The 279-nt window shown below is 58.4% G+C and carries 1 pseudogene; it reads right to left on the bottom strand.

Features of this window, described 5'->3' with window-relative positions:
* Positions 1 to 279: pseudogene (locus tag DK874_RS11805) on the bottom strand (RNA-guided endonuclease InsQ/TnpB family protein); the annotation flags it as partial.

Below are 279 nucleotides of genomic sequence, written 5' to 3'. Positions count from 1 at the left end.
CTCAAGGGGTCGGTGCAGTTTGACCTTTACCGAGCCTATCCCGTGGATAACTACCCGTTTTCCGTCCTTCTGGAGCTTAACCCCCGTCTTCTCAGCTTGGGGGAAGGTGAAGGAGTCGTAGCGCCTTTCCCCCTTGAAGCGGGGGTAGCCCGCCTTTCCTCCTTTTGCCTTGACCCTACGGAAGAAGCCCTGGAAGGCCTTGTCTACCCGTTCAATGACGTTCTGGAGGACCTGGGAATGGATGCCCTTGTACTCCGGCAGCTCGGCCCGTATCTGGGG

The organism is Thermus caldifontis (genome assembly GCF_003336745.1).
Classification (GTDB): domain Bacteria; phylum Deinococcota; class Deinococci; order Deinococcales; family Thermaceae; genus Thermus; species Thermus caldifontis.
The sequence above is the reverse complement of the archived record's forward strand: the minus strand, read 5'-3'. Positions and strand labels throughout refer to the sequence as shown.